Source organism: Rhodopseudomonas sp., assembly GCF_013377015.1.
Classification (GTDB): Bacteria; Pseudomonadota; Alphaproteobacteria; order Rhizobiales; family Xanthobacteraceae; genus JARJEH01.
Window position 1 is genome coordinate 1,340,421 of the sequence record NZ_JACABA010000001.1, and the last position, 25,979, is coordinate 1,366,399.

At 64.2% G+C, this 25,979-nt stretch carries 23 protein-coding genes; 10 read left to right on the forward strand and 13 right to left on the reverse strand.

Annotation, left to right across the window (positions count from 1 at the left end):
• Positions 1 to 16: 16 nt before the first annotated feature.
• Positions 17 to 796 (reverse strand): phosphatase PAP2 family protein, encoded by a 780-nt coding sequence (locus HXX15_RS06410; protein ID WP_296513843.1) that lies wholly within the window; start codon positions 794 to 796, stop codon positions 17 to 19.
• A gap of 107 nt (positions 797 to 903) precedes the next feature.
• Positions 904 to 2,334 carry an NAD(P)/FAD-dependent oxidoreductase gene (locus HXX15_RS06415; RefSeq protein ID WP_296513845.1) on the reverse strand — a complete coding sequence of 477 codons (1,431 nt, stop codon included), beginning with the start codon at positions 2,332 to 2,334 and terminating at the stop codon, positions 904 to 906.
• A gap of 365 nt (positions 2,335 to 2,699) precedes the next feature.
• Between HXX15_RS06415 and HXX15_RS06420 the strand changes: the two genes are divergently transcribed.
• On the forward strand, positions 2,700 to 3,674 hold the full coding sequence (locus HXX15_RS06420) for a YiiX/YebB-like N1pC/P60 family cysteine hydrolase (protein ID WP_296513849.1): 975 nt from the start codon (positions 2,700 to 2,702) through the stop codon (positions 3,672 to 3,674).
• A 71-nt stretch (positions 3,675 to 3,745) separates the two neighbouring features.
• On the opposite strand, the gene HXX15_RS06425 is transcribed toward HXX15_RS06420, so the two are convergent.
• Positions 3,746 to 5,989 carry an EAL domain-containing protein gene (locus HXX15_RS06425; protein WP_296513851.1) on the reverse strand — a complete coding sequence of 748 codons (2,244 nt, stop codon included), beginning with the start codon at positions 5,987 to 5,989 and terminating at the stop codon, positions 3,746 to 3,748.
• 328 nt (positions 5,990 to 6,317) lie between these two features.
• Positions 6,318 to 6,776: a L,D-transpeptidase gene (locus tag HXX15_RS06430; RefSeq protein WP_366558560.1), complete on the reverse strand. Its 459-nt coding sequence runs from the start codon at positions 6,774 to 6,776 to the stop codon at positions 6,318 to 6,320.
• 205 nt (positions 6,777 to 6,981) lie between these two features.
• On the opposite strand from HXX15_RS06430, the gene mepA reads away from it, so the two are divergent.
• Positions 6,982 to 7,917 carry a penicillin-insensitive murein endopeptidase gene (gene mepA / locus HXX15_RS06435; RefSeq protein ID WP_296513853.1) on the forward strand — a complete coding sequence of 312 codons (936 nt, stop codon included), beginning with the start codon at positions 6,982 to 6,984 and terminating at the stop codon, positions 7,915 to 7,917.
• A 16-nt stretch (positions 7,918 to 7,933) separates the two neighbouring features.
• On the opposite strand, the gene HXX15_RS06440 is transcribed toward mepA, so the two are convergent.
• Positions 7,934 to 9,727 (reverse strand): potassium/proton antiporter, encoded by a 1,794-nt coding sequence (locus HXX15_RS06440; RefSeq protein ID WP_296513855.1) that lies wholly within the window; start codon positions 9,725 to 9,727, stop codon positions 7,934 to 7,936.
• 241 nt (positions 9,728 to 9,968) lie between these two features.
• On the opposite strand from HXX15_RS06440, the gene HXX15_RS06445 reads away from it, so the two are divergent.
• The gene (locus tag HXX15_RS06445; protein ID WP_296514872.1) at positions 9,969 to 11,255 is read left to right on the forward strand and encodes a mechanosensitive ion channel domain-containing protein; all 1,287 of its coding nucleotides are present in this window, start codon (positions 9,969 to 9,971) and stop codon (positions 11,253 to 11,255) included.
• A 110-nt stretch (positions 11,256 to 11,365) separates the two neighbouring features.
• Complete coding sequence (gene map / locus HXX15_RS06450) at positions 11,366 to 12,190, forward strand: type I methionyl aminopeptidase (protein ID WP_296513857.1); 825 nt, start codon at positions 11,366 to 11,368, stop codon at positions 12,188 to 12,190.
• Between the two features lie 332 nt (positions 12,191 to 12,522).
• Here map and HXX15_RS06455 read toward each other — a convergent pair whose 3' ends face one another.
• Together HXX15_RS06455 and HXX15_RS06460 are read right to left on the reverse strand one after the other, a co-directional pair.
• Positions 12,523 to 13,011: a DUF2087 domain-containing protein gene (locus HXX15_RS06455; protein WP_366558561.1), complete on the reverse strand. Its 489-nt coding sequence runs from the start codon at positions 13,009 to 13,011 to the stop codon at positions 12,523 to 12,525.
• Between the two features lie 260 nt (positions 13,012 to 13,271).
• A complete protein-coding gene (locus HXX15_RS06460) occupies positions 13,272 to 14,246 on the reverse strand; it encodes a Ku protein (RefSeq protein ID WP_296513862.1) in 975 nt (324 codons plus the stop codon).
• A gap of 107 nt (positions 14,247 to 14,353) precedes the next feature.
• Between HXX15_RS06460 and HXX15_RS06465 the strand changes: the two genes are divergently transcribed.
• Both HXX15_RS06465 and radC read left to right on the forward strand, forming a co-directional pair.
• Entirely contained in the window at positions 14,354 to 14,596 is a 243-nt protein-coding gene (locus HXX15_RS06465; RefSeq protein WP_296513864.1) for a hypothetical protein, read from the forward strand.
• An 85-nt stretch (positions 14,597 to 14,681) separates the two neighbouring features.
• The gene (gene radC, locus HXX15_RS06470) at positions 14,682 to 15,401 is read left to right on the forward strand and encodes a DNA repair protein RadC (protein ID WP_296513866.1); all 720 of its coding nucleotides are present in this window, start codon (positions 14,682 to 14,684) and stop codon (positions 15,399 to 15,401) included.
• A 301-nt stretch (positions 15,402 to 15,702) separates the two neighbouring features.
• Here the strand turns inward: radC and HXX15_RS06475 are convergent, their stop codons facing one another.
• The 5 genes from HXX15_RS06475 to HXX15_RS06495 are packed head-to-tail and all read right to left on the reverse strand — an operon-like array spanning position 15,703 to position 20,168.
• Entirely contained in the window at positions 15,703 to 16,398 is a 696-nt protein-coding gene (locus tag HXX15_RS06475) for an AprI/Inh family metalloprotease inhibitor (protein WP_296513868.1), read from the reverse strand.
• Positions 16,399 to 16,400: 2 nt separating this feature from the next.
• Positions 16,401 to 17,387, reverse strand: coding sequence for a 2-hydroxyacid dehydrogenase (locus tag HXX15_RS06480; RefSeq protein ID WP_296513871.1), 987 nt, complete (start codon positions 17,385 to 17,387; stop codon positions 16,401 to 16,403).
• The gene (locus HXX15_RS06485; protein ID WP_296513874.1) at positions 17,387 to 18,220 is read right to left on the reverse strand and encodes an ABC transporter permease subunit; all 834 of its coding nucleotides are present in this window, start codon (positions 18,218 to 18,220) and stop codon (positions 17,387 to 17,389) included. Before HXX15_RS06485 ends, HXX15_RS06480 begins: the two co-directional genes overlap by 1 nt.
• Positions 18,217 to 19,029, reverse strand: coding sequence for an ABC transporter ATP-binding protein (locus tag HXX15_RS06490; RefSeq protein WP_296513877.1), 813 nt, complete (start codon positions 19,027 to 19,029; stop codon positions 18,217 to 18,219). The genes HXX15_RS06485 and HXX15_RS06490 overlap by 4 nt, the downstream gene beginning before the upstream one ends.
• An 11-nt stretch (positions 19,030 to 19,040) precedes the next feature.
• Entirely contained in the window at positions 19,041 to 20,168 is a 1,128-nt protein-coding gene (locus HXX15_RS06495; protein ID WP_296513879.1) for an ABC transporter substrate-binding protein, read from the reverse strand.
• Positions 20,169 to 20,343: 175 nt separating this feature from the next.
• On the opposite strand from HXX15_RS06495, the gene HXX15_RS06500 reads away from it, so the two are divergent.
• Together HXX15_RS06500 and HXX15_RS06505 are read left to right on the forward strand one after the other, a co-directional pair.
• Positions 20,344 to 21,153 (forward strand): creatininase family protein, encoded by an 810-nt coding sequence (locus tag HXX15_RS06500; RefSeq protein ID WP_296513881.1) that lies wholly within the window; start codon positions 20,344 to 20,346, stop codon positions 21,151 to 21,153.
• Between the two features lie 104 nt (positions 21,154 to 21,257).
• Complete coding sequence (locus HXX15_RS06505) at positions 21,258 to 21,530, forward strand: hypothetical protein (RefSeq protein WP_296513883.1); 273 nt, start codon at positions 21,258 to 21,260, stop codon at positions 21,528 to 21,530.
• A gap of 129 nt (positions 21,531 to 21,659) precedes the next feature.
• Here HXX15_RS06505 and HXX15_RS06510 read toward each other — a convergent pair whose 3' ends face one another.
• The gene (locus HXX15_RS06510; protein WP_296513886.1) at positions 21,660 to 23,291 is read right to left on the reverse strand and encodes an FMN-binding glutamate synthase family protein; all 1,632 of its coding nucleotides are present in this window, start codon (positions 23,289 to 23,291) and stop codon (positions 21,660 to 21,662) included.
• A gap of 377 nt (positions 23,292 to 23,668) precedes the next feature.
• Between HXX15_RS06510 and HXX15_RS06515 the strand changes: the two genes are divergently transcribed.
• Complete coding sequence (locus tag HXX15_RS06515; RefSeq protein WP_296513889.1) at positions 23,669 to 24,658, forward strand: hypothetical protein; 990 nt, start codon at positions 23,669 to 23,671, stop codon at positions 24,656 to 24,658.
• Positions 24,658 to 25,974, forward strand: coding sequence for a cyanophycin synthetase (locus HXX15_RS06520; RefSeq protein ID WP_296513891.1), 1,317 nt, complete (start codon positions 24,658 to 24,660; stop codon positions 25,972 to 25,974). The genes HXX15_RS06515 and HXX15_RS06520 overlap by 1 nt, the downstream gene beginning before the upstream one ends.
• The last annotated feature ends 5 nt before the right edge of the window (positions 25,975 to 25,979 follow it).

The window sequence follows — 25,979 nt, forward strand, 5'->3', positions numbered from 1 at the left end:
GCATCATCAATTTCGCTCACGTCGCCGGCGCTGGTCCAACATCGCGGCCGCGCCACTTCTTCAGCCGCAGCCGGTACAGCGGCCAGGCGAACCGGGTCAGCGCCGCGTCGACCCGCGCATCGGTCAGCCGCGTCCGCGACCAGCGATAGATCAGCCCGTGCAGCAGCCAAATCACCAGGAAGGTGACCAGGCCGGCGATCGCCACGTCGGTGAAGAAATGCCCGCCGAACGCCATCCGCAGCCCCGAGGTGACGACGCCGAACAATGTGGCGGCGGCGTAGGCGGCGGGCCGCCACGGCGGCGGCGCCAGCGCCGCCGGCGCATAGGTCCAGAACGCGGTGGCGCCCTCGCCGGAGAAGAACGAACAGTTCTTCGGGCACGAGCCGCGCGGGTCCCACCACGGCACGAACTGGTTGGCGCCGGAGAACTCGGTGACGAAGATCGGTCGCGGCCGGCCCCAATGGCTCTTGAAGGTGAGGTTGGTGAGGATGCCGGCGGCGAGCGTGATGCTGATCAGCAGGAACGCCACGGTCCGTCCGGCGACCAGCAGTGGCTTGTCGGGTCGCGCCAGCTTCACGATCAGCGCGACGATCGACGGCGCGGCGAAGCCCCAGGCGATCCACATCGCGGCTTCGCGGGCGAAATTGGCCGCGGTCACCGCCCTGAGCGGAAAGGTTCTGGTGGCAGGGTCGTAGAACAGCCCGGCCAGCCAGAGGTCGAGCCCGGGAAACAGCCCGAACAACAGCCCGACCACGGCGAACAGCCCGAGCGCTATGAAAAGTCCGGTCCGGTTCATGGCGGCGGTTTAGCCGAGGCCACAGCGGATGAAAAGGCTGCGCCCGGGCCAGGACGGGCGCGCCATCCCGGCGGGCCGACCCAATTCGCGACGTCGATCGCGCCTGGTCAGTCGAAAGCCCGTTCGGCCGCTGACGGCCGCTGGTCTCTGGGCCTCGTTCGCGGCGCGCGCCGGCGGCCCTCGGGTGCCGCGGGCACATCCGCCCTCAACGCGCCAATCCGCTTCAGTGCGGCCTCGGCTGTCCGCTCGCCGGAGTCCCAGGCGCCATGGACCGTTCCCCACAGCGTCTCATGGGTGGCTTCACCAGCCAGAAACAGACTGCCGAGCGGCTCGGCCAGAACTTTCCGTGAAGGCTGCCCGCCGGGTGCCGCTGCCGACATCGCGCCGAGCGCGAAAGGCGCCGCGTTCCAGCGTGTCGCGCTGGAGCGCCTAACCGACGCGGCGATGTCGCTGCCGAACAGCTTCGTCAGCCATTCGACCGCGAATGCCCGCATCGCCGCATCGCCTTGGGCCGACAGATCGCGGCCGAACCCGCCGGCGACATCGAGCATGCACAGCGACGAGTCGCCGATGTTGGCAAACAGTGCGGCAGTGCGCGCCCCGGCGCTCTGCTCGATCATCACCTCGTCCTTGGAAAGTCCGAGCGGATCGCCCGACAGTTGCAGCGCGATGCGATCGAAACTGCCGAGGCTGAGCTTCGTGACGGCATCGACCTGCCGCTTCGGAAGCTCAGGTGTGAATTTGATCGCGCCGGAACTGAGCACATTGGTCGACGCCGTCACGATCACGGCGCGCGCGGAAATCTTGCCGGCCGGCGTCTCGACGCTGACCTCGCGTCCGCCCCACACGATCCGCGTCGCCGGCGTCGACAGCGCCACCGGCACCGGCTCCGCGAGCTTTCCGATCAGCGTTCCCACCCCTTGGCGGCACGCGATCAAGGCGCTGCGGTCCTGCGCGCGAGCCTGGTCCATCGCCGACAAGTCCTTCAAGTCCTTGCCGGAGGCATAGGGACCGAGCACGAATTCGACGGTCGCGGCCCAGTTGCCGAGATCCGCCGGCAAGGCCGCGGCGCAGGCGACATCGGCCTTGCCGTGCGATGCCTCGTCGATGGCGCGGTTGGCGCGGACCAGCGTTGCGAGAAAGTCCTCGGTTTCGCTGGCCCTGGCATTGCGTCGACCGACCCTAATCCGTTGTCCCGGCGGCGCCGGAGCGATGTCGAGTCCGACCGAACGCGCCAGTTTGACCATCGGATTGGTGTCGGGATTATGCAGCCATCGCGCGCCGCGATCGAACGGCAGCCCGAAACTGGCGGTATCGGTCTGGCATCGCCCGCCGATTTGCCCGGTGGCCTCGATGACGATCACCTTGCGGTTCGCCGCCATGATCCGCCGCGCCGCGGCGATGCCGGCGGCGCCGGCGCCGACTACGACCACATCGGCCTCGCGCGGCACCGGCACCGCGCGGGTCCGGGTGCCGAACATCGGCGTCAATGCAAGACTCGCGGACGCCGTCAGGAAGCCGCGGCGCGAAATTGTCATGTCATGGTTTCCGAAAATTTGAACATCATGGGAACGCTCTGGTGTCGCGGCTCAGAATTCTCGCTTCGCCCTCGCTGCCAGTCCGTGACGCCAATTTCCGAACCAAACCCGCACCAAGACCTTTGTTTTCCGGTATTTTTCGATTTCCCGTGTCGTTTCGAATCCGAATTTCGCGCAACGACCGTGCCGCAAAGCAGGCAAACTTCCGATTCAGGACACCGAGAACTTGCCGTAACGTCGAAGCCGCCGCAACCGTATTGGTAAATCAATCGCAACCAACGAACCCGGCCAATGAACCAAATTGCAATGGCTTTCGACCATCATGAAAGACGACAGCGGCAGAACGACCGCGGGGGGTGACCATCATGGGCTTCATGCTCGATACGGTCGGGAAACTGATCTCCGGCTACCTTCAGAAGGAGGTGCCGGGATACGAGCCGTTCACGCCGAGCGATCCGGAACATTTGCGCAGCATCATGCAGCCGGGCGACGTGCTGCTGGTGGAAGGCAACAGCCGGATCTCCGGCATCATCAAATATCTGACACAGTCGACCTGGTCACACGGCGCGCTCTATGTCGGACCTATCGACGGCGCGGTCGAGCCGGACGGCGAACCGCACGTGCTGATCGAGGCCAATATCGGCGAGGGCGTCACCTCATCACCGCTGTCGAAGTACTTTCCCTATCACACGCGACTGTGCCGGCCGGTCGGGCTGTCCTTCGAGGACCGCCATACGGTGTGCCGCTATGCCATCAACCGGATCGGCTTCGGCTATGACACCAAGAACATCCTGGACCTGATGCGATATCTGTTTCCGCTGCCGGTTCCGCAACGCTGGCGCCGGCGCATGATCGCGATCGGATCGGGCGACCCCACCAAGATCATTTGCTCGGCGCTGATCGCGCAGGCGTTCGACGCCGTGCGCTACCCGATCCTGCCGAAGATCACCCGCGCCGGCAGCCGCAAGGCGCGCCGCGAGATCCTGCACATCCGCGATTCATCGCTGTACATGCCGCGCGACTTCGACATCTCGCCCTATTTCGAGATCGTCAAGCCGACCATCGTCAGCGGCTTCGACTACACCTCGCTGCATTGGGCCGACAAGCAAAAGCCGCTCGGGGAGGTAGCGGGTCTATTCGATCCGTTTCAGCATGCAGTGGAAGCCGCGCCGCCGCTCGTTCCTGAAGCGCCTGACCCGGAAACGCCGGCTCCGGCCAAAGAAGTGAGCTTCGTCGAGCGGGAGCGGAGCATCGAGGATTTTTCCCGGATCGACCGGGTTTCGGCGCATCAGCCGGATCGCGTCGCCCCATGCGGGCGAGCGCTAGAACGGGTGGCTTGAGCCGCCAAAGACGACCGACGACGCTGCGGCCTGAAATACAACCCGCAGCCCATTCGCGGTGAGTTCGGGAGTCAGGCCACCTGAGCGGGCGCGGTTTCCGCCCCGAATTGGCCGACTGTCGCCGCGCTGCTCTGCAGGCCCAACAATCCGACGATTTCCTCGTTCGGCCGCGCCTGGCTGAATAGAAAACCCTGCGCCTCGTGGCAGCCCTCGGCGCGAAGCCAGCTCAGTTCCGCTTCGGTCTCGACGCCCTCGGCGGTGATGGTGACGCCGAGCCCCATGCCGAGGCTGATAATCGACCGCACGATGGCCTGCGATTCACGATTGCCGCACAGATCACGAATGAACGACTGGTCGATCTTGATCTTGTCGAACGGAAAGCTGCGCAGATAGCTCAACGATGAATAGCCGGTGCCGAAATCGTCCATTGAAATCCGCACACCCAGCGCCCTCAGCGCATGCAGTGTCGCCAGCACTTGGCTGCTCTTTTCCAGCAACAGCGTCTCGGTGATTTCGAGCTCCAGTCGCCGCGGCGGCAGGCCGGAATGCTTCAGTACATCCATCACTACCGACAACAGGTTGCCGACCCGGAACTGCAACGGCGACAGATTGACCGCGACCCGGACTTCGTCGGGCCAGTTCGCGGCATCCTTGCAGGCGGATTTCAGGATCTGGGCGCCGAGCATATTAATCAGCCCTGTGTCCTCGGCCACCGGGATAAATTCCGCCGGCGATATCATGCCTCGCTCGGGATGCGGCCAGCGCACCAGCGCCTCGCAGCCGGTGATACGGCCGTCGGCGAGGCCGATCAGCGGCTGATAATACGGCCGCAACACCTCGTCTTGAATCGCGGAGCGCAAATCCAGCTCGATCTTGCGGCGGGATTGCGCGCGCGCATCCATCCCCGGCTCGAAGAAACTGAACGTCCCTCGCGAATCTTTCTTCGCCCGCGACAGCGCCATGTCGGCGTTCATCAGCAGCTTTTCCGAATCGTCGCCGTCGCCGGGCGCGACTGCGATGCCGATGCTGGCGCCGATCACCACCGATTGGCCGTCCAGCAGATACGGCTCGGCGACCGCGTGCAACAATCGCTTAGCCAGCAGGACCACATCTTCGGGGCGGCTGATCCCGCCCTGAACGATCGCAAATTCGTCGGAGTTGAGCCGGGCGAGCGGGTCCTCCTCGCGCAGCGTAGAGCGCAACCGCCGCGCCACGCCGCGCAGCAGCTTGTCGCCGACCGCGTGACCCAGCGTGTCGTTCACCGCCTTGAAATTGTCGATGCCGAGAAACAGCACCGCGATCTTTTCCGAACTGCGTCTAGTGTGGGCCAGCATTTCGTCGAGACGCTTGCGCAGCGAATTGCGGTTGGGCAGTCCAGTCAGCCCGTCATGCTGGGCCATGAAGGCGAGACGCATCTCGGCGCGCTTGCGCTCGGTGATGTCCATCAGCGCCAGCAACACCGCAGGCTCGTCGCCATAGGTCAACTGCCGGGAATAGATCGCCAGATCGATCAGCGACCCGTCAGCCTTGACGTGCTTCCAGGTCCGCGCGGCGCGCTCGTCGCTGGTCTGATCCCCGGCCCACGGCAGCTCGGTTTCGAAGGCCTGCAGGCGGCGGATCGTGAGCGACGCGAATTCCGAGGACGAATAGCCGTAATGCTCGACGGCCGCGTCGTTGACGGCGAGAATCCGTTCGTCCTTGAGCCCGCAGACGATCATCGGCACCGGATTGCTGTCGAACATCAGCCGGAACGACGCCTCGCGCTGCTTCAGCTCGGTGATATCGACCCGCAGGCCGACGATGCCGCCGTCGGCGGTGACCCGCTCTTCGATCTGGATGCAACGGCCGTCGGCGAGAATTTGCTCATGACGCTCGCCTGGATGAAACAAACGGTCGATCCGTTCAGCGATCCATTCCTCCTCGCGGCCCTTGGCCTCGGGATAGTCGCCGCGCTCGACGCCGATCCGGATGGTGTCCTGGATCCTGGCATCGGGCGCAAATAGATCGGCGCTGCGATTGTAGATTTCGGCGTAGCGCTTGTTCCAGAGGATGTAGCGTCCCTCAGCGTCAAGAAACACGATGCCCTGCGGCAGGATCTCGATCGCCTCGCGCAACCGTTCGTGCGACTTTCTCGCCTCCGCGATCGCGGCATCTGCGGCTGCGCGCTCGCGCACGATGGCGCCGGCTTCGGACTGCAGCGGCCGCGCTCTGATCAGCAATTTCGTGCCTGATTTCAGCAGCCGGCCGCACGTGGTCGCCCGAACCCGCGCCACCCGTTTGAGCAGCTTCTTTCGTTTTGGCCGAACTCTTGGCATTCCCACGCCCCACTCGCATTCTGCCATTCGGTTGTGCGATAAGTGTCTGAAAAAACTGTGAAACACCGCTGCGAACGATTTCCATCGGCAAGCCCAGGCGACGCCATTGCCTGTTTCCAGGGCAGCGAAAGAAGCACAATGCGCGAACAATCGCACGAGTACACGTGACTTGGCTTGAATAACCGTACAATTACGAGGATTGCATTCGGGCCTGCACAGCGCCTAGGCGGCTGTAAGATCCACCGCACGAAATTTTTGCAGCTATCGACAAGGTTACTAATTAGTTACGACGCCGCGCCGGATGCGACTCAGACGGACCGTTGGCGGATTAATTGGATATTTCGATCCGCGTATTACGCGGACCATCACGTTGCACCAGATCGAACAGCGCCGCGGCATGCGCTGGGTGCAGCCGGACGCAGCCGTGCGATGCCGGCCCGCCGAGCCGAGACAGTTCGGTGGTGCCGTGGATGGCGTAGCCATGATGGAAGAAGATAGAATTCGGCATCGGTGAGTTGTAGTACCGGCGCGAAAACCAGCGCCGCGCCATGCTCTGCGGCCGGAATACGCCGGTCGGCGTGCCGAAGCCCCGGCGCCCGGTCGAGACCGGCCAGTTGTAGAGCATCGTCCCGTCGACCATCACCGTCATTTGCTGGGACGACTTGTCGATGTGCACCACCACGCCAGCTCGCGCCGGCGTGATCGCCAACACCGCCATCACGGCGATTGCCAACACGCCGGCAACCATCAGTTGGGGCCGCCACCAGCATGAGTCGTTTTTCGCCATGCTTCACGCCGCCCTGTTGTCGTTGCGGTCATGATGTCGTTGGGAAGGCCGCGCTGTAAAGATCGCGACGCCTTCGCGACGCTGGCAATCGAGGTTAAACTTAACCTCGGCGGTTGAGGCGTCATCGTCACAAGCATCGCGCTGCTCCCGTCAACGCGACCCGGCCCGGCTGATTTCGTCGCCGATTTGCGCTATAGAGGTGGCGATGAGACCTCGTCTGATTCTCACATTGCTGATGTTGCCTGCTGCGGTCGTCACAGCCGCGGTTGCGTTGGCGCAGGACAAGGGAACCATTGATCCGAAGCCGCTGCCGCCGCTGACCAATCCCAACGATCCGAAACTCGCCGCCAAGGAGCTGTTCGGCCGCATGACCAAGCCGACGGCGGCTCCGGCGCAGGCGATCGGCTTCTATGCCAAAGGCTGCCTCGCCGGCGGCGAAGCGCTTCCGATCAATGGCGACACCTGGCAGGTGATGCGGCTGTCGCGCAATCGCAATTGGGCGCATCCGGACGTGGTGACGTTGCTGAAGCGGCTGTCGCGCAAGGCCCACGATCTCGCCGGCTGGCCCGGCATCCTGGTCGGCGACATGGCGCAGCCGCGCGGCGGCCCGATGATCACCGGCCATGCCAGCCATCAGGTCGGACTCGACGCCGATATCTGGCTGACGCCGATGCCGAACCGGCCATTGTCGCGCAACGAGCGCGAGGAGATGTCGGCGGTGATGATGGTGCGGTCGGACCGGCTCGACATCGACCCGAACAACTGGACCCCGAGCCATCTGTCGGTGATCCGTGCCGCGGCGCAGGAACCGGCGGTGGAGCGGATCTTCGTCAACGCCGCGATCAAGAAGGCGCTGTGTCGCGAGGCCAAGGGCGATCGCAGCTGGCTCGCCAAGGTGCGGCCGATGTACGGTCACGATTACCACTTCCATGTGCGGATCAAATGCCCGGCCGGCAGTCCCGAATGCGAGTCGCAGCCGGTGCCGACGACGAGCGAAGGCTGCAGCGCCGGCGACTTCGCCTATTGGTTCAGCGAGCCGGTGCTGCATCCCAAACCGCCCACGACGCCGCCAAAGCCGAAGCCACCGATGACTTTGGCGGAGCTGCCAGCGGCCTGCCGTCAGGTCCTGCAGGCGCGCTGATCGCGGCGCATCGCGATCAAATTCCGATAAGCGACGCCCAAGTTTCCCGAAGCTTGCTCTTGAACGAGGCAATCCGGGTCGGCGGCGGCGCGTCTTCCTCGTCTTCCGGGAGCCTCAGTCCGACGACATTGACCCGACCGCCGCCGATGCTGCGCGCGACCAAAACGATGGAATCCAGCGGCACCGTCGCGCCTTCTTTCGGAGCGCGATCGAGGTGGAGATCGAAATAGTCGGCCAATGTCAGCGCCGACTGCGCCGGGTCGATCGAAACGCCGTAGATGGCGGCGATGTCACCCAGCGTGATTTCCCCGGAGACCACGAAGTCGCCAAGCAGATGCGGATCCGGTGCCGAACTCGGCGGCATGTCGACAAAGAATCGATCCAGCGCTTCGGCCTTTTCGGGCGGCGCCAGCAAATAGACGTAGTCGCCAGCGGCGACCGGTTCGGCCTCGGCGGGCGACAGGATCCGTTCGTCGCGGATCACCAGCGTCGGTTTCGACCAGGAGGGCAGCAGGCCGCGGCGCAGATACAGACTCTTCGGACGGACCGCATAGCCGACGAGTTGCTGTTCGAGCTGACCCGGCAGGTCGAGCTCGACGCGGCGCGGGCCACGGTCGGAGCGCGGCAACGCCACGTGCAGGCGCCGCGCCGCGGCGGCCAGCGTCCAACCCTGCAGCAGCAGCGAGGTGATGACGACGACGAAGGCGACGTCAAAATACAGATAGGCTTTCGACAGTCCCACCAGCATCGGGATCGACGCCAGGAAGATCGCGACCGCGCCGCGCAGCCCGACCCAGGCGATGAACAGCCGCTCGCGCCAGTTGAACCGGAACGGCGCCAGGCAAAGAAACACCGCCACCGGTCTCGCCACCAACATCAGCACCAGCGCGACCAGCAGCGCCGGCCCCATACTGTCGAACAGCCGCTGCGGCGAGACCAGCAATCCGAGCAGCACGAACATCACGATCTGCGCCAGCCAGGTCGCGGCATCGAGAAACGCCACCACCGAATTATGCGCGCGGGTCGGCCGGTTGCCGATAATGATGCCGGCAAGATAGACCGCGAGGAACCCCGACCCGTGCGAAATCTGCGCGGTGCCGAAGATCACCAGCGCCGCAGTGGCGACGAACGGCGCGTGCAGGCCTTGCGGCAGCGCGACGCGATTGAGTGCCAGAACCACCAGCCGGCCGCCGACGAAACCGATGATGGCGCCGAGAATGGCCTGGCGAAGGAATTCGAGGCCGACATGCAGGGCCGAGCTCTCGCCGATCGAAATCAGCTCGACCAGCATCAAGGTCAGGAATACCGCGAACGGATCGTTGGTGCCGGATTCAACTTCAAGGGTGGCGCCGACGCGCGGCCGCAGCCGCAGCCCCTGGGCATGCACCAGCAGAAACACCGCGGCGGCGTCGGTGGAGGCGACCACGGCGCCCGCCAGCAGCGCTTCGGTCCAGTTCAGGTCGAGCGCATATTTGGCCACCGGCGCAGTGATCAGCGCAGTCAGCAAGACGCCGAGGGTGGCGAGCACGATCGACGGCGCCAGCACCGTGCGGATGGTTTGAAATCGTGTCCTCAGCCCGCCGTCGAACAGGATCAGCGCCAGCGCCACCGAGCCGACCAGATAGGTGGTTCCGACATCGTTGAATTGCAGGCCGCCGGGGCCGGAGTCGCCGGCAATCATGCCGACCACGAGGAACACCAGCAGCAGCGGCGCACCGAAGCGCAACGCCAGCAGGCTCGACATGATTCCTGCCATCACCAGGCTCGCGCCGAGAAGAATGGCTATGCTGACCGAATCGAGTGACCCCATTGGTGTTTCGCAATCGCCTGAATAGCCGCTGTCGCATCCTTATCGTCGCCACAGTTCGACGCCAACCCCATTCGCACCCAGGCGCGCTCCTGCTTCCTTGATAAGTCGCCACGCGCAGATGTTCTAACGATGGCGGATGGGTAAGGAAATCTGGCCGAACTCGGAATTGGCGGGTATTGAGAAGCGGCCAACTGCCCGAGGTGAGTCTTTGACCACAGTCGACTTCAACCAATTCTACGAAATGCTGCAGGCCGCGGCCCGTTCGGTCGGCGCGGAAATCACCTCGCCCTGGTTCTATCTACAGCTCGGCATCATTCTCGTCGGCGGCGGCGTCGGCCTCGCCGGCGGAGCCGCGATCCGCTCGCGGCTCGACATGACGTCGCTCGGCATGGGCTGGCCGGCGCCGCTGCGGCTGTTCCTGCGGATTCTGGTCGACAGCGCGTGGACCGCGATCTTTGCCCTGGTGATCAGCCTGACCCGGGTCGGCATGCTGCAATCGACCTGGCCGAGCCGCAGCTACCTGCTCGCGGTGTCGGCCAAGCTGGCATTGGCCTGGCTGGTGATCCGGCTGGTGACCAGCATTCTGCGCAATGAGTTCATCGTCCGGCTGATTTCGCTGTCGGCGTGGTGCGTCGCCGCGCTGAGCATCATCGGCCAGCTCGATTCGACGCTGGAAGCGCTGGACGCGGTCTCGATCGAGGTCGGTGGATTGCGGCTTTCGCCGCTATTGGTGCTCAAGCTCGGCGTCTTGCTGGCGTTCGCGCTGTGGCTCGCCAACATCGCCAGCAACTTCCTGGAAGGGCGAATCAACCAGTCACGTGACCTGACGCCGTCGATCCAGGTGCTGCTGATCAAGCTGATGCGGCTCGGCCTGATGGTGTTCGCGATCGCGGTGGTGATGAGCGCCGTCGGCATCAATTTGTCGGCGCTGGCGATCTTTTCCGGTGCGGTCGGCGTCGGCATCGGTTTCGGGCTGCAGAAGATCTTCGCCAATTTCATCAGCGGGGTCATCCTGCTGGCCGACAAATCGGTGAAGCCCGGCGACCTCGTCACCATCGGCGACAGTTCCGGCCGGATCAGCGCGATGAACACCCGCTACATTTCGGTCGCCGCCGGCGACGGCCGCGAGTTCCTGATTCCGAACGAGGATCTGATCACCCAGAAGGTGGTGAACTGGACCTACACCGACAAGAACACGCTGGTGAAAGTGATCTTCGGCACCAATTATGACGCCGACCCGCGACTGGTCTGCAAACTGGCGGTGACGATTGCAGCAGAATCGCCGCGGGCCACCAAATCCAAGGTGCCGAGCTGTCTGCTGACGGAATTCACCGAGGCCGGGATGAAGTTCTCGCTGACGTTCTGGATTCCCGATCCGGACGGCATGGACAATGTGAAGAGCGACGTGATGCTGGCGCTGTGGGACGCCTTCAAGCGGGAGGGTATCCGGGTCCCCTATCCGGTGCGGGAAATCCGTATCCGAGGCGGCGCATTGCCGGTCGAAACCGTCGTCGAAGTGCAGAATTGATCGATTCTCGCCGGCTTGGCGCAGTGTCGGGCGCTTTGGCTTGCAGGAACCGCTGCGATCACTAAATTGGGGGCTCAGATCATCCCTTTCCGCCGAAGCAGACCCACCCGATGAGCTACGTCGAAGCCTCCGAGACCTCCCAGCGCAAGACCGGACAGATCAAACTGCACGGGCCGTCCGGATTTGCCGGCATGCGCAAAGCCGGGCAATTGGTGGCGCGCTGCCTCGACGAGCTGGTCGACATCGTCAAGCCGGGGGTGCCGACCTCGAAAATCGACGATTTCGTCCGCGAATTCGCCTTCAGCCACGGCGCCTACCCCGCCACATTGATGTATCGCGGCTACCGCTATTCGACCTGCACCTCGATCAACCATGTGGTCTGCCACGGCATGCCGGGCGACCGCCCGCTGAAGGAAGGCGACATCGTCAATGTCGACGTCACCTTCATCGTCGACGGCTGGTACGGCGATTCCAGCCGGATGTATGCGATCGGCCCGATCGCGCGGAAATCAGAACGGCTGATCGACGTCACCTATGAGTCGCTGATGCGCGGCATCGCCGCGGTCAAGCCCGGCGCCACCACCGGCGACATCGGCCACGCCATCCAAAGCTTCGTCGAACCGCAGCAGATGAGCGTAGTGCGCGATTTCTGCGGCCATGGGCTGGGCCGCATGTTCCACGACGAGCCCAACATCATCCACATCGGCAGCCCCGGCCAGGGCGTGGTGCTGAAGCCGGGGATGTTCTTCACCATCGAGCCGATGATCAATCTCGGCAAACCTTATGTGAAGATTCTCTCCGACGGCTGGACCGCTGTAACGCGGGACCGCTCGCTGTCGGCGCAGTTCGAACATTCGGTCGGCGTCACCCCGACCGGCGTGGAGATCTTTACACTGTCACCGAAGAACCTCGACAAGCCGCCGATCTCCGGCTGATTCAGGCCGAGGCCGGTAGCCGCAGTCCGCTCTGCGCGGCGTTTACGACGCGCACCGCATGCGCGAACGGAACCGGCCCGGTCGGCATCGCTATGAACAATCAGGATCGGTGACCGCACCCGCTCCACTGCCAACGTCGGCATGCTGCTGAACTGTGCGATGTCGTTCAGCGTTCCGGGCAGCCGTTGCGCCAGCCGGCTCAGCGCGCTGGATTGCGGTCGGCACGCCAGCGCGGCAGTGTCCGTCGGCCGCGCGCGACCGCTACCTCCGACAATCGAAGATGGCATCTCAATCTACTGACCCTGGGTCAGCAATCTGAAATGGACGTTCGGTCAGCTGGCCTGGCGAAGACTCAGGTGCTGGATCAGCATGATCGCCTCCTGTGGAGGACGCCGCTCGATCCGGCGGTAGTCGCTGCCATCCGCGCTGCGCGACACCAGTTGGTTGTCGAACAACTCGCGGCGCAGCAAGGCGTGGTCGCCGAACAGGTGATTGGCCCGCAACAGCTCACTGATCTGCGATTCCGCCATGCTGCGTCCAGACGGCAGCCGCGACCACAGCGCCCACAGGCAGAGCGCCTGATGGTTTGCCTTCGAGGGCCAGCGAACCAGCAGACCGGCCGCGTCGAAATGCCGGGCGACGCGCTCGACCCGGAGATGGTCGACCGGATCGTGGACCGGCGGCTCCCGTTCAAGCCGCGCCTCGGCCTGGTGCTGGGCGCGGAAATGTTGGAAGTTCTGATAGCCGGCGGAGCGGGTCAGAATATTCAGCAGTTGCAAATGGCCGGGCTTGCTGTCGCAGGCCTCAAGCTCGCGGTGCAACGACCGCGCCAAAGCGGATACATCCTTGGCGGCGAACGGAAAAACGGTTCTGGACATCACTTGATCCTCGACAGTGCCGATGCAAATCGATTGTCGATGGTCGCTGACTTACGACGCGGCACGGGACAAGTGTCTGTCGAACCAAATGGCAGGTTTAGCATCCCTCGCGGGACAGCGACGCCTCGGTGAACTGCCGACCGGCACTGTTCCTACAACGCTGCAGACCGGCTTTCAAGAGCCGGAATGCGCCGAAACCAATACTACCCGGCCTTGCGGGCCTTCGCGGCATTCCGCGCCGGCTTCCCGGCGGCTGCGGCTCTTGCGGCCTTGCTGCCGCTGATCGAGAGCAGCATTTCCTTCTGCCCGGCCGCGGCCTTGCGCGGCTTCTTGCCCTTCTTGGTCGCAGCCGGCTTGGCAACCGCGGCGGGCTTGGCGGACCCGGCTTTGGCCGCTTTGCCGCCGCCACCGGGCAGACTGCGCTTCAGCGCATCCATCAGATCGACGACATTGTCGCCGCGCGGGCGCGGCGTCGCGGCGATCCGCTCACCGTTGCGCTTGCGATTGATCAGTTCGGTCAGTGCGGCCTCGTAGTGATCCTCGAATTTCTCGGGCGCGAAATGCCCGGATTTCTGCTCGACGATATGTTTGGCCAGATCGAGCATATCCTTGGTGATCTTGACGTCCTTGATGTCGTCAAAATAGTCCGCGGCATCGCGCACCTCATACGGATAGCGCAGCAGATTGCCTATTAGCCCGTTGTCGCGCGCTTCCAGCGCGACGACATGCTCGCGATTGGTCAGCACCACCCGCGCCAGCGCCACCTTGTCCATCGAGCGAATGGTCTCGCGGATCACCGCATAGGCGTCGTGACCGACCTTGCCATCGGGCACGATGAAATACGGCCTGATCAGATACAGATCGTCGATCTCGGATCTCGGCACGAACTGGTCGATATCGATGGTGTGGGTCGATTCCAGCGCGATGGTATCAAGTTCGTCCTTGGATACTTCGATATAGGTGTCGGTATCGACCTTGTAGCCCTTGATGATATCGTCGGTTTCGACCTCCTCGCCGGTCTCGGCATCGACCCTGAGGTACTTGATCCGGTGACCGGTCTTGCGGTTGATCTGGTTGAAGGTGATCTTCTCGGAATCCGAGGTGGCCGGATACAGCGCCACCGGGCAAGTGACGAGCGAAAGGCGCAAGAAACCCTTCCAATTGGCGCGGGGGGCCATGACATACTCCACGACAGGAACTCAAGAACTGGAACTCAAGCCGAAGCCCTCGGATTCGTTCCCGGGCGGCCATATATTACCGACGCCAGCGTATCGGAGTTTCCAAAATGGTCAATCGCCCGCGCGACTTAGCCGATCGGATGGCGGACCGAATGGCGAAACGGCGCAGGCCGGCCGACGGCTTCCTGCGCGAGACCTTCACGCTGCCGCGCGCCGCGGCCCGCGCCAAGGCCCGGCAATTTCTCGAGAGCTATCCCAAGGCCGCCTATATGAGCGGCGTCGAGAGCTGGCGCGAACTGCCCGGCGACCGCATCGAATTCACCATGCGCCGGCTGCCGACTGCCGATTGAGCCGCGCGTCGCGCTCCCAAATCCCGGTTGCAAATGCCGCCGGGCGCGGCATGGTTGAAGCTTCCATCAACGGCGTGTTGCAGTGATGTCCGCAAAGACCGACGAACCTGCCAGCCAGCCAGGATTTGCCGACGCGCCGCATTATCATGGCCATCGCGAACGGCTGCGGGAGCGGTTTCGCGATGTCGGCGCCGACGCGCTCAGCGACTACGAACTGTTGGAAATGGTGCTGTTTCGCGCGCTTCCGCGCCGCGACGTCAAGCCGTTGGCGAAGACCCTGATCGGCAAGTTCGGCTCGTTCGCCGAAGTGGTTCACGCCTCCGACGCGCGGCTGCGGGAAGTCTCGGGGCTCGGCGAGGCGGCGATCACCGAGCTCAAGCTGATCGCGGCCGCCGCAGGCCGCGTCGCCAAGGGCCAGGTCAAGAGCCGCACCATGCTGTCGTCATGGGCCGCGGTGATCGACTATTGCCGCACCACCATGGCGTTTGCCGACAAGGAGCAGTTCCGCATCCTGTTCCTCGACAAGCGCAACCAACTGATCGCCGACGAATTGCAGCAGGTCGGCACCGTCGACCACACCCCGGTCTATCCGCGCGAGATCGTCAAGCGCGCGCTGGAATTGTCGGCGACCGCGGTGATCATGGTGCACAACCACCCCTCCGGTGACCCGACGCCGTCGCAGGCCGATATCCAGATGACCAAATCGATCATCGACATCGCCGGCCCGCTCGGCATCTCGGTGCACGACCACATCATTGTCGGCAAGAACGGCCATGCCAGCCTGAAGGGAATGAAGCTGATTTGAGCAACGGAACGATGCGGCGATCCTCATGGTGAGGAGGCGCTTCTTCAGCGCCGTCTCGAAGTCGTGCGGCACCTCCGAGTCTGACTGAAAGAGAAGCCCATAGAATCCAGGTCGATTTCGTCATTGCTAGCCGAGGCCGGCGCGAAGCGCCGTCCGAGAGCGAAGCAATCCAGAGGCGCCAAGCAGAGACTGGATTGCTTCGTCGCAAGAGCTCCTCGCAATGACGAACTTGAAGGCCTGATTTTATTGATCTGTTTTTGAGTCAGACTCCCAGGAAGAGGAACCGCGGCTCATTGCAGAACTACTGCCGCACCAAAATCAGCGGATCAACGCTGTCGGGCACCTTGCGCCATTGCGCGTTGTCGTCGGCCTCGAAGCGCCAGATTTCGCCGGACGCCGACATCAGCAGCAATTCGCCGCGCTCCAGCCGCCACATCTTCGGCGCGAAGCTGGTGACGACCTGGTCGCAGCGCGGCTTCAGAAACACCTCGAAATTGTCCGGCGTCGCTTCGTTGTTGGTCAGCGTCAGGCCGCACAGCGTCCGGCCACTGCGCAGCACCATCGACCAGTCGCCTATCATCTGATCCATCGACTTCGCCAGCGAGCGGGCAGCTGCGAGGTTCTGCAGGATGTAGATGCCCTCATTGGTACGCAGGCCCTCGAAGATGCCGCTTTCGACTTCGGTGAAGTCGATCACCGATTGTCCGGCGGCGTCCTGCAGTCGCACGATATCCAGACCCTTGACGCTCCAGCCGGCGATGTCCTTGGTGAACGGCAGCGCGGCGGCGCAGCCGGGCTCCAGCTCGAGCTTCAGGCCCTGCGGCGTAGCGTCGGGCTTCAGCGTCACCACGCAGGTCTTGCTGCGCTCGGTGGTCGACAGCTCCCACTGCCCGATCATGTCCTTCTTCAGATTGCCGGCATCCTGCGCCCGCGCCGGCGTGACCAGCACGAGCAACGCCGCAACCGTTGCGACCGCGGCATCGGACCAGCGACGCATGGTCAGCGTCCCTTCACCGGGGTTTCGGGAATTGGCGTCAGCGGCGGCTTGCCGGCGAACCAGGCTTTCAGATTGTCGACCACCAGTTGATCCATCGCGTTGCGCGTCACCACCGAAGCCGAACCGATATGCGGCAGCAGGATCACGTTCTGCATCGCGCGCAGTTCATCCGGTACTTTCGGTTCGTTGGCGAAGACGTCGAGGCCGGCGGCCAGAATCGTGCCGGATTTCAGCGCCGCAATCAGAGCGGGCTCGTCGATCACCGAGCCGCGCGCCACATTGATGATGACCCCGCGCGGCCCCAACCCCTGCATAACCTCGGCATTGATCAGATTCGCGGTGGCGGCGCCGCCCGGGATGATGACGACCAGCGTGTCGACATCCTTCGCCATCTCGATCAGGTTCGGATAGTGCTTATAGGCGACGCCCGCGGCCGGATTGCGCGAATGATACACCACCGGCACTTTCGCCGCGTCGAGCCTGCGGCCGATCGCCTGGCCGATTCGTCCCATCCCGACCATGCCGACCTTGCGGTCGCGCAGCGAGCCGACGCTGAGCGGATAGTTCTGGGTCAGCCAAAGCCCGGAGCGCACATACTTGTCGGCCTTAACGAATTCGCGCAGCGTCGCGATCAGCAGGCCGATCGCGGTATCGGCGACTTCCTCGGTCAGCACGTCGGGGGTGTTGGTGACGATCACGCCATGATCGCGCGCCCAGGCGGAATCGATGTGGTCGTAGCCGACGCCGAAGCTGGAGACGATTTCGAGCTTCGGAAACCGCGACAGCACATTGGAGGTCGCCGGCACCAGACCGGTCACCGCGACGCCGCGAATTTTCTCGAATGCCGCCGGGGGCAATCGATCGAGGTCGCCGAGCTGCTCGACCTTGTGCAGCACATAGCGGTCGGTGAAGCCGTCATCCACCACCGGCTTGCTCGGCCCGTAGATCAACAGATCGAACTTCTCCGACGTCGCATTTACCCCGGGCATCAATTGTCCTTTCCAAGCGCACTTTCGTGCCAGCGCCGCAGCAACAGATGCGACGCCAGCGCGAGCAGCACATAAATGACAATCCCGGCAGCGGAGAGCAACAGCAATGCGGCGAACATCCGGGGAATGTTGAGACGGTAGCTGGATTCGGCAATCCGGTAGGCAAGGCCGGAACCGGCGCCGGCGGAGCCCGCCGCGATCTCGGCCACCACTGCGCCGATCAGCGACAGCCCGCCCGCGATCCGCAAGCCGCCCAGGATATAGGGCAGCGCCGCCGGCAATTTCAGCCGCACCAGCGTCTGCATCGGCGACGCGCCGTAGAGCTGAAACAGCCCGGCCAGATTGCGGTCGACCGAATTTAGCCCCAGCGTGGTATTGGCCAACACCGGAAAGAACGCCACGATCCAGGCGCAGACGATCACTGCGGTTTCCTGCGGCAGATAGATCAGCAGCAGCGGCGCGACCGCGATCACCGGCGTCACCTGCAGCACCACCGCATAGGGAAACAGCGAATACTCCAGCCATTTCGACTGGTTGAACAGCAGCGCCAGCGCTATTCCGCCGAGCGCGGCGGCCAAAAACCCCTCCAGCGTGGTCCATAGCGTGGTCACCAGCGACGCCGACAGCACCGGCCAGTCCGCGATCAGCGTGCGCAGCACCAGACCCGGCCCAGGCAGCACATAGGGCGGGATCTGGTTGAGACGTACTGCCAGATCCCACACCGTGACACCCGCGGCGAGCACCACAATCGGAAGCAGAAGGCGCAGCAAGCGAGCGCCGCCGCGGGCGCCTGTTTCGTCCGACGGCAATCGAGGCGCGTTGAGCCCACTCATGCGCGAACCGGTTCGCTGGTTCGCGCCAGCGCCAGCGAGACCTCACGGCATTGCGCGGCGTAATCGGCCGAAGTGCGAAAATCCGCACCGCGCGGTTCCAGCGCCTCGATCCGGAATTCGGCGCCGGTCCGCCCGGGCCGCGGCGTCATCACGATCACCCGCTGCGACAGGTAAACCGACTCGAATACCGAATGGGTGACGAAGATGATGGTCTTGCGTAGCTTACGCCACAGCGCCAGCAGGTCATCGTTGAGGCGAAACCGGGTGATCTCGTCGAGCGCGGCGAACGGCTCGTCCATCAGCAGAATGTCGGGCTCGGTGACCAGTGCGCGCGCCAGCGACACCCGCATCCGCATCCCGCCGGACAATTCGCGCGGGAAAGCGTCGGCGAAATCCAACAGATCGACCCCTGCCAACGCCTCGCTGACGCGCGCTTCGGTATCGGCTCGCGAGGCACGCGCCAACCGCAGCGGCAAGCTGACATTGCCACGCACGCTGGTCCAGGGCATCAGCGTTGGTTCCTGAAACACGAAGCCGATCGAGTGTTCGCCGCGCCGCCGCGGCGCCTGACTCGACACAAGCACGCCGCCGGACGACGGCGCGCTCAGGCCTGCGATCAGACGCAAGGCGGTGGATTTTCCGCAACCCGACGGTCCCAGCAGCGAGACGAACTCGCCGCTCCGAACGTCGAGATCGAACGGTCCCAAAGCGGTCGTGCCGTTCGGATAGGCCTTGGTCACGCCGCGCAGCCTGACCGCGTAGCCGGCCGGAGGGGCGCCGAGATCAAACGAGGCTGCGGAATCGGCCATCGCGCCTGTCCCTAATTCCTCGGCCGCAAGTTCAGGCCGATGCCCTTGTTGGCGAACCGCAGCGTGTAGGCCTTGCGAAAATCGAGGTCGCGGCGCACCGCGCCGGCGCGCGACATCTTGTCGAAGAAACTGGCATAGCGAGCGTCAGACATCGCACCGATACCGTCGCGCAACGCGTCGCCGGAATCGACGATGCCGAATTCCTTCATCTTGGCGACCGAATAGGCCAGCATGTCATCGCTCATTTCCGGATTGAGCATCTTGATCATGGCGTTGCCGGCGGCATTGTCGCCATACAGATAATTGTACCAGCCGATCATCGAGGCATCGACGAAGCGCTGTACCAGATCCGGCTTCTTGTCGGTCAGGTCGCGCCTGGTTTCGATCAGCGTGGAATAGCCGTCGAAGCCGTAGTCTGCGAGCAGCACCACGGTCGGCTTGAACTTGGCCTGCTTCTCGATCACGAAAGGCTCCGAGGTCACGTAGCCCTGCATCGCGCTTTGCTGATCGACCAGAAACGGCTGGGCGTTGAAGGTGTAAGGCTTGACCTTGGCTTCGCTGAATCCGTACTCGGATTTCAGCCACTGGAAATAGCTGGCGACGCCTTCCTTGGACACGAACAGCGTCAACGGCTTCAGGTCGGTCAGCTTCGCGACCTTGGATTCGGGATGCGCCAGCAGCACCTGCGGATCTTTTTGGAAAATCGCGGCGACCGCCACCACCGGCACGTTGTTGGCGACGGCATCGAACGATTGCAGCGTGTTCGCGCTCATGAAGAAATCGAGCTTGCCGGCGATCAGCAGGGCGCGATTATTGACGTTCGGTCCGCCCGGCACGATAGCGACGTCGAGCCCGAAATTCTTGTAGGTGCCGTCGGCCACCGCCTGGAAGAAGCCGCCATGCTCGGCCTCGGCCACCCAGTTGGTCCCGAACGACACCTTGTCGAGTGAATCCTTGTCCGGCTTGGCCGGTTTCCCCGGCATGACCTGCTTCTCCGCCGCAGCCGGCTTGTCCGGCACGGCTGGTTTTTCCGGTGCCGCCGGCTTTGCCGGCGCGCCATGCTCGGACGCTAGCGCCGCCGGCCCGGTCATGATCGCCAGGCAAACGGTTAACGTTCGCAGCAAGAAGCCGGGGCTCATGATTGGACTCCGTCGGTCGTTATGGCGCATGATGCGAGCCTGCGGGGGTGCAGCGGGCTCGGCGTGGCGGATTGATAGCGAAACAATGCAGCCATTTGAACCACCATACTAGCCAACCCGCGCCGCACGAAATCGCAAGGACCCGGCAAATTTCCGCAAGGCAGCGCCGCCGACGATGACCCTCTCCTACCCTCCCCGCAATTGGACCGAGATTCACTGGCCGGAGATCGATGACCCGGCGCGCTGGATTGCGGTCCTGCCGCTGGCGGCGACCGAGCAGCACGGGCCGCATCTGCCGCTCGGGACCGATGTGATGATCGCCGAGGCCTATCTGGCACGGGTCCGCGAATTGCTGCCGGCGGAAATTGCCGCGACCTTCCTGCCGCTGCAGTCGGTGGGATTGTCCACCGAGCACCTCGCCTTCCCCGGCACGCTGACGCTGACCACCGAGACCGCGCTAAGGCAGTGGAACGAACTCGGCGACAGCATCGCGCGCGCAGGCGTCCGCAAGCTGGTGATAGTGACCAGCCATGGCGGCAACAGCGCAGCGATGAGCCTGGTCGCGCAGGATCTGCGCGCGCGGCACGGCATGCTGGCGGTGACGACCGGCTGGGCGCGATTCGGCGCGCCGGAGGGGATGTTCGAGGCGGAAGAATTGCGACATGGCATCCATGGCGGCGCGGTCGAGACCTCGATCATGCTGGCGTCGAATCCGGACCAGGTCCGCCGCGACCGCATCACCGATTTCCGCGCCGCGAGCATCGCGATGGAGCGGGACTATCGCTGGCTGTCCGCGCATCGGCCGGCGCCGTTCGCCTGGCAGACCGAGGATCTGCATCCCAGCGGGGCCGTCGGCAATGCCACCCAGGCGTCCGCCGAGAAGGGCCGGCAATTGATCGATCACGGCGCCCGCGCATTCTGCGAATTGCTCGGCGACGTCGACCGGTTCGATCTGGCGGCGCTCGGCCACTGCCCCAGGGTGTGACCTACCGCACACTCTCCCGATCCGGCTCGAACCGCCCGGCGACTGGCTCCGACGAATGGGCATGCGGACCACACCGGCCGCCTTGCACAGGATGGAGACCTCAGATGTCGATCAAGACCAGAATCGCCGCCTTCGCTCTCACCGCCGTCGTTGCCGCCGGCGCGATCGCCTCGTCCACCCAGGCTGAAGCCAAGGGTCCCGGCCCTGCCTTTGCGATTGGTGCCGGCCTGCTCGGCGCCGCCGTGGTCGGCAGCGCGATCGCCGCCAGCGGCCCGGGTTACTATCATGATGGTTACGGCTATCGCCGCTGCGGCTGGGTCCGCCAGTTCGACGCCTACGGCAACTATGTCGGCCGCGTCCGGACCTGCGACTACTGAGATCGATCGAGGCGTGGATCTGCGTCCGGCACGGGCGCCTCATCCACCCCGTGTCGAACGGACCCACCCGGTCGTCCCCCCGGGTGGGTCTTTTTCATCGATGTCACGTCGGGATCTTGACGGCCGCGCTCAATCCGCCGCGGCGAAAGTCTCGGCTTGCGCCATCGCCCAGGCCTCGCGGTAGCGGACATCGCTGGTGCCGTCGATCAACTCGCCCGGCCGAAGTGACGGGTACAGTCGCGCGAATGACAACACCTCGGTGGTCGAGGTACGCTGCGAAAAGTGGATCGGCTTGATCTGCTGCGGATGATCGAGCCCGGCCGCCGCGATCAGTTCGGCCAGCGCGTGTAGCGTGGCCTGGTGATAATTGTAGACCCGTTCGATCTTGTGCGGCACCACCAGCGCGCGGTTGCGCGTCGGGTCTTGCGTCGTCACCCCGGTCGGGCAGCGGTCGGTGTGGCAGCTCAGCGACTGAATGCAACCCAGCGAAAACATGAAGCCGCGCGCCGAATTGCACCAGTCCGCGCCGATCGCCATGGCGCGAGCCATGTCGAACGCAGTGGCGATCTTGCCGGCGGCGCCGATCCGGATCCGGTCGCGGGCATTGATGCCGATCAGCGCGTTATGGACGAAATTGACCCCCTCCCGCATCGGCATGCCGAGATGGTCCATGAACTCCAGCGGCGCCGCGCCGGTGCCGCCTTCCTTGCCGTCGACCACGATGAAGTCAGGATAGATCCCGGTCTGCAACATCGCCTTGCAGATCGCCAGGAATTCCCAGGGATGGCCGATGCAGAGCTTGAAGCCGGTCGGCTTGCCGCCGGACAGCCGCCGCATCTCGCCGATGAAGCCCATCATTTCCAGCGGCGTCGAAAACGCCTTGTGGTAGGGCGGCGAAATGCAGTCCTCGTCCATCGCGACGCCGCGAATTCTTGAGATCTCTTCCGACACCTTGGCGGCGGGCAGCACCCCGCCATGTCCGGGCTTGGCGCCCTGGCTGACCTTGAGTTCGATCATCTTGATCTGGTCGTCGGCCGCGATCCGGGCGAATTCCTCCGGATTGAAATTGCCGTCGCGGGTGCGGCAACCGAAATAACCCGATCCGATTTCCCAGATCAGGTCGCCGCCATTCTCCTTGTGATACGGACTGACGCCGCCTTCGCCGGTGTCATGGGCGAAGCCGCCCTTCTTGGCGCCGGCGTTCAGCGCGCGCACCGCGTTGGGGCTGAGCGCGCCGAAGCTCATCGCCGAGATATTGAACACCGACGCCGAATAGGGCTTCAGGCAATCCGGCCCGCCGATCAGAACCCGAAACGCTTCGTCGGCGTGCGGCCGCGGCGCCACCGAGTGGTGCATCCACTCGTAGCCCTCGCGGTAGACGTCCTCCTGGGTGCCGAACGGCCGCTTGTCGAGCACCATCTTGGCGCGCTGATAGATCACCGCGCGGGTGTCGCGGCTGAACGGCATGCCGTCCTTCTCGCTCTCGAAGAAATACTGCCGCATCTCGGGGCGGATTTCCTCGAGCAGGAAGCGCAGATGCGCCGAGATCGGGTAGTTGCGCAACACCGCGTGATTCTTCTGTAGCAGGTCGCGGATGCCGAGCAGCGTCAGCGCGCCGAATATCAGTGTCGGCACCAGCACGACGTCGAACACCTTGGTATTGTAGTCGGTGATTGCGATTCCGAGCAGCAGCACCGTGAGGACGCCGCAAATCGTCAGCACGATGAACCGCGGCGAAAACGGAAGCAGAAGCGTTTCCATGAAATCCCTCGGGGCAGAGCCGCCCTGCTTGTTGTGTTGTTCCGCCGCGCCTTGTACCGGCGGCGGCGGGCCAATGCCCAACCGATTCGGTCGTTCGGGCGCTGGGAAGCCCGAACAAGCCATACACCATTTTGGTCACGCCGAGATCACAAGAGGAAGACTACCGAAGCCGCGAGCCCAAAATCAATCGGGTCGATGTCGTCCAGACCGGCGGCTTTTGCGCTGCAATGCGCCCACGCCGGCCGATCGCGCGTCTGCCGGAATCGCTCCCACACCATCGCGGCGATGGAATAGACTTGCGGTGTCGTGCATTGCTGCGGCAATAGCTGCCTGAGCGGGGCGCCCCGCTGCCCCATCCTTGCGACCACCGGAATTCGATGCCTGGCCTCCCCGATTTTCGCGCAGCAATGCCGGCTTCCTATCCGGATCAAACGATCTATGCCGAATATGCCTGCGCGCAGCTGGGGCTCTCGTTCCAGGAGATCGACGGCGGCAGCGGCCTGCTGTTCACCGTTGCCGGATCGGCACGAACGCTGTGCTTCGGCGGCGGCCGCTGCTCGTTCTATCCGCAGAACAACGCAACGGCATCGACGTTGGCCAACGACAAATATCTCGCCAATGCCGTGCTGGAACGCGCCGGCATCGCCACCCTCGGCGGGTGCTACTTCTTCCTGCACCAGCGGCACCGCGCGCTTCGCCCGGCGGGCCACGAGCGCGGCGACGCGCTGGCCTATTTTGCCGCCCTGGGCGGCCGCGCCTTCGTCAAGCCGCTGCTGGGGTCGCGCGGCGATTTTGCGCGGACGATCAAGGGCGATCCCGCGCTGACGGACTATCTCGACGAAGTATCGCGCTATTACGATTCGGTCCTGATCCAACCGGTCGCCTCCGGGACAGAATATCGAACCTTTGTGATCGACGACGAGGTCCTGTATTGCGCGCGGAAGAAACCGCCGTTCCTGCTCGGGGACGGCGTCCGCAGCATCGGCGAATTGCTGGCGCCGCACGATCTGGAATTGCGATCGCGCGGTCTGTCGCCAGCAATTACGGACTCCAATTCGCTCGATATCGTGCTCGGTCGTGGCGAGAGGTGGGAGATTCCCGGTAGAATGAACCTCAGCGCCGGCGGGACCATGGTGATCGAGACGCCCGAGGGGGACCAAGCCGGGGTGGCAAGGGCGGCGGTGCGCGCGCTTGGCCTGCGGCTCGGCGCGGTCGATATCTTCGTCAATCCGGAGCAAGGACCGGCCGGGCTCCGCGTCATCGAAGTGAATTCCAATCCGTCGATACGGTTTCTGGAAGATTGCGGGCGCGACGATCTGATCGTGGCGATCTGGCGGCATACCTTTTCGGCGATGGGACTGCTGTAGTGTTCAAGCTGCCCAAATACGGCGAGGGAGTTTGCCTGGCGCGGCTGGCTGATCTTATGTCCGTGCTGGGGATCGATCGCGCCCGGCTGCAACGCATCAGCGTCGTGGTCACCGGCTCGAACGGCAAGGGCTCCACCGCCGCGTTCTGCGCCGCGATCGGCCATGCCTTCGGCCTGCGCACCGGGCTGTTCACGTCCCCGCATCTGTATCGCTTCAACGAGCGGTTTCAGATCGATGGCACGCCGATCGACGATCCGGCGCTGGCCGAACTGCTGGCGCGAATCGAAACCGCCATCGTCGGCGTTTCACAGCGACGCGGCGAATCCTTCGGCGCGTTCGAGGCACAGTTCGCGCTGGCCTGCCTGTATTTTCAAGAATCGCAGTGCGATTTCGCGGTGTTCGAAGCCGGAATCGGCGGCCGCTATGATCCGGTCCGGCTGGTCGGCGCGCGGACGAGCTGCGTGACCTCGGTGGACTACGAACACGTCGCGCTGCTGGGCGATACGCTTGAGCTGATCGCCTCCGACAAGAGCGACGCCTGCGCCGCCGGCGGAACGATCGTCTACGGCGAGAACTGCCGCGCGCTACGCGACCACCTTGGCGAGTACAATCGCCATCGCGATGTCAAGAATCTCCACGTCGGCGATCAGATCCGAATCGGCCACGCCGTCAGTTCCGCTCGCCAGCAGCATTTCGATCTGGACGTCGGCGACGTCGCATTGCCTGCGCTGGAGACGCATCTGCTCGGCGCATTCCAGTTCAACAACGCCGCGATCGCCGCGACGCTGTTTCTTCTCTGGCTGAAACGCGCCAGGCCAGATGCCTCGCCCACCGCCATCGAATCGGGAATTCGCGCCGGCCTGCGCGATACGCGCTGGCCTGGACGGCTTGAGGTGATCCGGCAACAGCCGCTCACCGTGATCGACGTGGGCCATACGCCCGACGGGATTCGCCAGGCGTTAGCGAGCCTGATGGCGATCCATGGCGCCGGCGACTGGATTCTGGTGCTCGGCGTCTCGCGCGACAAGCGCGCCGACGAGATCGTCGCCGCGCTGGCGCCGGCGTTCGAGCGCATCATTTGCACCTCGGCGCATCACAAGGGCGCCGATGCGTCATCGATCGCCGATGCGGCGCGAAGCGCCAATCCGCGGGCGGCAATCCACATCGCGCCGACGATCGAAGCCGCCGTACGTGACGCCGTCGCGATGGCGACATCACAGAACAGGAAGATCTATGTCGCTGGCGGGCTGTTCCTGGCGATCGAATTCGCTCGCATCGCGTCCGGCGAACGGGCCGAGGATCTGGATTTCTTCTGACGGCG